This is a genomic window from Synechococcus sp. OH2, assembly GCF_047462155.1.
Classification (GTDB): Bacteria; Cyanobacteriota; Cyanobacteriia; order Thermostichales; family Thermostichaceae; genus Thermostichus.
In genome coordinates, this window is sequence record NZ_JANSIR010000023.1 from 14,327 (window position 1) to 20,472 (window position 6,146).

The 6,146-nt window shown below is 60.3% G+C and carries 7 protein-coding genes; 1 reads left to right on the plus strand and 6 read right to left on the minus strand.

Annotated elements, in window-relative coordinates; translation table 11 throughout:
- From NW835_RS01840 to nadC, 3 genes are all read right to left on the minus strand, one after another.
- Positions 1-697, minus strand: a 697-nt coding sequence (locus tag NW835_RS01840; protein ID WP_414414366.1) for an FAD-binding protein, incomplete at its 3' end; no start/stop codon positions are given.
- 37 nt (positions 698-734) lie between these two features.
- A complete protein-coding gene (gene nadA / locus NW835_RS01845) occupies positions 735-1,667 on the minus strand; it encodes a quinolinate synthase NadA (protein ID WP_414414367.1) in 933 nt (310 codons plus the stop codon).
- Between the two features lie 156 nt (positions 1,668-1,823).
- Entirely contained in the window at positions 1,824-2,666 is an 843-nt protein-coding gene (gene nadC / locus NW835_RS01850) for a carboxylating nicotinate-nucleotide diphosphorylase (protein ID WP_414385437.1), read from the minus strand.
- Between the two features lie 18 nt (positions 2,667-2,684).
- Here nadC and NW835_RS01855 point away from each other — a divergent pair, with 18 nt between their 5' ends.
- Positions 2,685-3,749 carry an ABC transporter substrate-binding protein gene (locus NW835_RS01855; RefSeq protein WP_414414368.1) on the plus strand — a complete coding sequence of 355 codons (1,065 nt, stop codon included), beginning with the start codon at positions 2,685-2,687 and terminating at the stop codon, positions 3,747-3,749.
- Between the two features lie 200 nt (positions 3,750-3,949).
- On the opposite strand, the gene NW835_RS01860 is transcribed toward NW835_RS01855, so the two are convergent.
- The 3 genes from NW835_RS01860 to NW835_RS01870 all read right to left on the minus strand — a co-directional run.
- Complete coding sequence (locus tag NW835_RS01860; protein ID WP_414371276.1) at positions 3,950-4,714, minus strand: hypothetical protein; 765 nt, start codon at positions 4,712-4,714, stop codon at positions 3,950-3,952.
- Between the two features lie 380 nt (positions 4,715-5,094).
- Positions 5,095-5,760, minus strand: coding sequence for a hypothetical protein (locus NW835_RS01865; protein WP_414414369.1), 666 nt, complete (start codon positions 5,758-5,760; stop codon positions 5,095-5,097).
- Between the two features lie 26 nt (positions 5,761-5,786).
- A partial coding sequence (locus tag NW835_RS01870) for an aminotransferase class I/II-fold pyridoxal phosphate-dependent enzyme (protein ID WP_414414370.1) occupies positions 5,787-6,146 on the minus strand: 360 nt, incomplete at its 5' end.

Consider the following 6,146-nt stretch of genomic DNA (forward strand, 5'->3'; position numbering starts at 1 on the left):
TGACCAGGGCTCCATTGGGCAAGGCGGTGGGGTGAAACTGCACAAACTCCAGATCCCTTAGGACAGCTCCTGCCCGCCAGGCCAAGGCCATCCCATCCCCGCTGGCCCCCGGCGGAGCCGTCGAGAGGGGGAAAAGGCTGCCAAACCCGCCTGTAGCTAAGAGAACTGCCCCTGCTTTCACCTGCAGTGGCCCATCTGGCCCCAGCAGCAGGGCTCCCCCTACCCTGTCTCCTGCCATCAAAAGGCTGAGGGCTGTGTATCCCTGGAGAGGCGGCTTGTTTAGGCGAGCCAGCAAACCTTGCAGCAGCCACAGCCCGCTCCGATCCCCTCCCAGATGGCGTATCCGCGCCCGCGAGTGGCCCCCTTCCCGCACCGGCTCCGGATGGAAGGGCAGCCCCCAGGACAAAAGCCTCTCCAGGTGAAAGGGGGCTTCGTGCAGGATGGAGCGGGCCACCTCCACTTCCACCAAGCCACGGCCTGCTTGCAGGGTGTCCTGGAGGTGGGCTTCCACATCTGCTGCATCCAGTGGAAAAGCTATCCCCCCCTGCGCCCAAGGAGTGGATCCAGAAGGCAAGGGATCCTTGCTTACCACCAGGGTTCTGGCTCCCTCTGCTTCCGCCCACAGGGCTGCATAGATCCCTGCCACCCCTGCCCCCAGGATCAAGAGGTCTGTTTCCGCTAGGAAAGACGTAGACAACACTGGACAAAACAGACCCTCGCCAAGGGTGCTCCCTCTAGGCTCCAGCAGGCACTGACAGCATGGCTAGGATCGACCTGCGGGCTTTTTCGGCCACCGCCTCCGGCACCTGGATCACGTAGCGCATCTCCACTAGGGAGCGGTAGATCTTCTCCAGGGTAATTTTTTTCATATACTCGCAGACGGCGTCCGCCTTGACGGGGATAAAGGTCTTATCGGGGGCCTCTTTTTGCAGCCGGTGGAGAATGCCCACTTCGGTGGCAACCACAAACTCGCGGCTGGCCGAAGTTCTGGCATAACGCACCATCCCCTCGGTAGAAAGGAGCTTGGCGTCCGGCTTGAGAAATAGACAACTGGAGCCGCAACTGCACTCAGGGTGGATGAGGAACTCCGCCTCCGGGTGCTTTTCTGCCATTGCCTTGAGGTGCTCCTCGCGAATGCCCACATGGACGTGGCACTCGCCGGGGAACAGATCCAACTCCCTCCCCGTTGTCTGGGCTACATAGGCCCCCAGGAACATATCCGGCACAAAGAAGATGGGGCGATCCGGCGGCAGGCTGGTCACCACCTGCACAGCGTTGGCGCTGGTAACGCAGACATCGGCCAGGGCTTTAATCTCGGCGGCCGTGTTGACATAGGCCACCACCAGCCCCTCGGGGTTGGCCTCCTTCCAGCGCCGCACATCCTCAGGCCGGATGCTATCGGCCAGGGAGCAGCCTGCCTCTAGATCCGGCAGCAGCACCGTCTTTCCCGGGTTGAGGATAGCTGCCGTCTCGGCCATGAAGTGGACGCCAGCAAAGACAATGACCTGGGCATCTGTCTTTTGGGCCTCGCGGGCCAGGCCCAGGGAGTCTCCCACAAAGTCCGCCACTTCCTGCACCTCGGGGAGTTGGTAGGAGTGGGCTAGGATAACGGCCTGCCTTTCCTGCTTGAGTCGAGCAATTTCCTGGACAAGGGTTTCTTGGGTCATGGTGAACCTTCTGTTTTGGCTGGGCCGGCCACGGGTGCAGATCTGGACTGGTGCGGGGCTAAGGAGAAGTTGCCAGCAGGCAGCAACTGGCCTTCCTGCTTTAGGCGGGATTGTTACCTAGCCTAGCATTAGAAACAGCGCTCCCTGGGGCAAACCTCAGGGCCGCACCACGAGCAAGGAGAGATCCAGGGCCTTGGCCGAGTGAGTCAGGGCCCCCACACTGATGTAGTCAACGCCTGCCTCCGCCGCTTGCCGGGCGCGCTCTAGGTTCATGTTGCCGCTGGCTTCTAGGGGAACTTTCCCCCCTACCCGTTGAACGGCAGCCCGGATCTGCTCCAAGGGGAAGTTATCGAGAAGGATTAGATCGGCGCCTGCCGCCAAAGCCTCCTCCAGCTCCTGGAGGTTGCGCACCTCAACCTCGACCTTGAGGTGGTGGGGGGCACCTGCTTTGGCCCGCTGGACGGCTGCCAAGATGCCGCCGGCACCGCGAATGTGGTTTTCCTTAATCAAGATGCCGTCGAAGAGGCCAAAGCGGTGGTTTTTGCCGCCTCCTACCCGCACCGCATATTTCTCCAGAGCGCGCAGGCCGGGGGTGGTCTTGCGGGTGTCCAGGAGCTGGGTCGAGGTTCCCCGCAACGCCTCTACGTAGGTGCGGGTAAGGGTGGCAATGCCAGAAAGCCTTTGGAGAAGGTTCAGCGCTAGCCTTTCTGCTGCCAGAATCCCCCGCAGGGATCCCTTGAGCTGGAGCACTTCTTGGCCGACGGCCACGCTCTCCCCTTCCTCTGCCTTGGGAGCGAACTCCACCTGGGGATCCACCAGCCGGAAAACCCGCCTGGCAATCTCCAGACCCGCCAGGATCCCTGCCTCCTTAGCTAGGATCACCGCCTCGCCCTCTACTCCGGGGGGCAGCGTCAGCTCGCTGGTGAGATCGCCGTGGCCGAGATCTTCCTGTAGCCAGGCGCACAGGGTCTCCTCCGGGATGTAGAATGCTGGCATCATCTTTTGCTTGAGTTGCTTATGGCCTCGACTGGATCCTCTCAACCCGATAGCGGCACCTTCAGCCGTCGTCAGTTGCTCAAAGCAGGAGCTGCTGCCCTTGGGGGAAGTCTGCTGGCGGCAGCGGCTGCCCGATCCTCCCCCACTCTCATCGTGGCTCAGGGATCCAAACTCGACCGGGTTTCCTATGCTACCAACTGGTATGCCCAGGCGGAGCATGGCGGCTTTTACCAGGCGGTGGCCACAGGCATCTATCGCGAATATGGGCTAGACGTCACCATCCAGATGGGCGGCCCTGGCGTCAACATTACCCAGATTTTGGCCGGCGGAGCTGCCGACTTTGCCATGGGGGGAAGCGCGGGAGTCATCAACGCCGTGCGGGAAGGGATCCCGCTCATCTGCGTGGCGGCTATTTTCCAAAAAGACCCCCAGGTTCTCCTCGCCCATCCCGGCACCCAGCGCTTGGAGGATCTCAAGGGCCGACCCATCTTCGTGGCCAAAGGGGCTTTTACCACCTACTGGCCCTTTCTGCGGGCCAAGTACGGCTTCACCGACGACCAGACCCGCCCCTACAACTTCAACCCCGGTCCCTTCTTGGCGGATCCCACCTCAGCGCAGCAGGGGTATCTCACCTCTGAGCCTTTTGCCATTGAAAAACAAGGAGGCTTTAAGCCGGTAATTTTTCTCCTAGCCGACTACGGCTACAACCCCTATGCCACAACCATCGAGACGCGGCGCCAACTGGTGGAAACCAAGCCAGACCTGGTGCAGCGATTTGTGGATGCCTCTATCAAGGGCTGGTACAGCTTTCTGGAGGATCCCCGCCCCGCCTATCGCCTCATCAAGCAGGATAACCCGGAGATGAGCGATGAGCAGTTGGCCTATAGCTTTGAGAAGTTGAAGGAGTACGGTGTTATTTTGTCCGGCGATGCGCTAGAAAAGGGCATTGGCGCCATGACCCACGAACGTTGGCAAAGCTTCTTCGAGAGTATGACAGTGGCGGGTGTCTTTGAGCCAACCATCAACTACCAAGCCGCCTACACGTTGGACTTTGTCAATAAAGGCACTGCCTACTACAAAAGCTAGGTCAGTTGTGAAAAAGGGAATTATAGGGCGGTTCTAATCGGTTTGGAGGAGGCTGCCGGCCGCTCTAGACCGCCAAAGACGAGCAGCGCTTACCCTCAGCCTATCTCTGGGAGAGGGGGGTTAGGGATCTAACTGCTCCATTGCTACCTAATGAATGACTGTAGCTAACTTTCGTGCAGCTTGCTGACCGATGGCCAAAGCTACTGCTCGGCAATGGTGACGTTAAAGCCCTTGTTCTTCAAAGTTTCAGCGTGGTAGCGGGCATATTCCAGTTGTTCAAATGCTGCCAACTGCACAAACTTCTGGCCGTTCACATCTTTTACAAAAGCATCATTGGCAACTTGCCGAGCTCGCGCCAAGCTTTCCTCTCCGGAGTAGGTGGTCAGCACCAAAAAAGTTCCTTCGCCGCGGTTAGGCCCTAAGGAATCGAGATCGTTGCTGTTCAGGGGCACCGTGAGCAAAGATTCTGAAACAGCGGTTACTTTAGGCTGGGAGGGGCGCTCCAGGCTGGCTGCCACTTGCTCCACCGTTTTCGAGAGGGAAGGAGCAGGTTCCTGTGCAGCCGAGGCCAAGTCGGTTTGTAGACTGTCCAACAAGTTGAGGACATCCTGAAGGGGCTCGACCCGCAACTCCTCCAGATTGGGAGTGTTCGCCAACCCTAGCGCCAACTGACTGGGATCCAGCCTCCCCGAATAGAACTCTTCCCCTACCTGTCCCGGCAGCGGCTCCAGGGGAATCAGGGGCAACTGGGCCAAATCCACCTGGCCAGGGATCCCCCTTTGGATGTTGTGGGTCAGGACAGCGGTTTGGGGAAGCGACAGCTCTTCCGGCCAGATCAACCAGCGCACCCCGAAGCCGATCCCCGCACAGGAGAGGGCCCACAGCAGCAAGAGCCAAAGGGGGGAGAGCACCCCCGCCGGCCGTGGTGTTTCCTCCTCCTCCAAGTCTTCCACGATTTCTTGCATCAGCACAGGTGAAGAGCGCTCTAGGGGGATATCGCTTCCAAGAGGATCTGTCCATGGCAAGGGGACAGATGACCTGCGCTGCAAACGTTGCCAGAGGCGAAATCGCTCCAATTCCTTGAGCTCATCCAGATGTAAACAGCTCAGCGCTTCCTGAAGCGTCAGTTGAGGAGTTGGCTGGGTTTGCTGGTCCCTTGGTAGGGGTCGAGTAGCATCTGAGGGAAGTGGAGAAAAACTCATAGACAACTCACCCTCGCCAGACTAAGAGCTGGGAAGCAAGCAGAACCAAGCCGGTGCTGAACCCGGGAACTGCCCAACCGCAGAGCCAACCCCAGGGATAAAGGCAAGCCATTACTACCATGCCACAAGCCGAAGGCCTTCTTCTAGGGATTTGCCGCAAGATAGAGGTCGCGCACATCCGCCGGCAGATGCCGAAGCAGGAGCTGGCGAGCGGAGGCAACAATGGCATCCACCTCTTCCGGCGCGAGGTAGTACCGGTCAGCTTTGAGCTGGGCGGCGATGCGATCCGGTGACCAACCAAACCGATCCCGTAGCAGCAGAATGAAGCGCATATCTCCCGGCAAGTTGTCCAGAGCGGCGGTCAGGTAACAGGCCAATGCTGGCGAAAGAGAGGGCTTCGCTGCACCGGCGCTCGCGGTTTGAGGAGGGGTGGCCTCACTCTCTGCCGTGCCGTCAGACCGCCCCGCAAAAGACCAGATCAGCTCGCGGATTTGCGCCGCCAGCCAGGGCGCCAGCACCGGATCCCCGCCCCCCTCACTCTGTAGCGTGCGGGCATCGAGATGCTGAAGGCGCGCATAAAGGTGCAGCCAAACCTCCTCTCGAGCGGCAGCCCGCCGCTCCGGGGGCAGATGCTCGGCCAGGATCCCATCCACCCAGGCGCAGTAGCGGCAAAACAGGGCGATGAAGTAGCGCGCCGCCTGCGGCTGCCGTTGAAAGGCCCGCAGCAGTTCCAGATCGCTGTGGTGGGCTACCCCCTTCACGATAGAAGCCTCGCACTCCGGCCAAAGGGGAGTCACCACCTCAACCATAATCTCTCTCGCCAGAAAGAAGCTCTCTAGCTATTTTCCAAGATCTCTCGACAGGCCGATAGCAACTGCTCCTGCTCCGTCAGGGTTCTCAGGCCAATGCGCAGATAGCGATCCCCCAGCTCTGGAAAGCTCAGGCAATCCCGCACCAGGATGCGGTGCTGCCGCAACAGCTTTTCTTGAATCTGCGTAGCGGAGCCAGGGCAGCGCACCAGTACAAAGTTAGCCTGACTGGGCCAGGGATCCCAGCCGGGTAGCGCCTGCAGACCGCTCAACAAATGCTCCCGCGCCATCGGCAGCCAGGCCAGGGTGCGCCGGCGAAAGTCTTCATCCGCCAGAGCCGCCGCCACCGCCACCGCCGCCAATCCGTTGACGCTCCAGGGATCCCG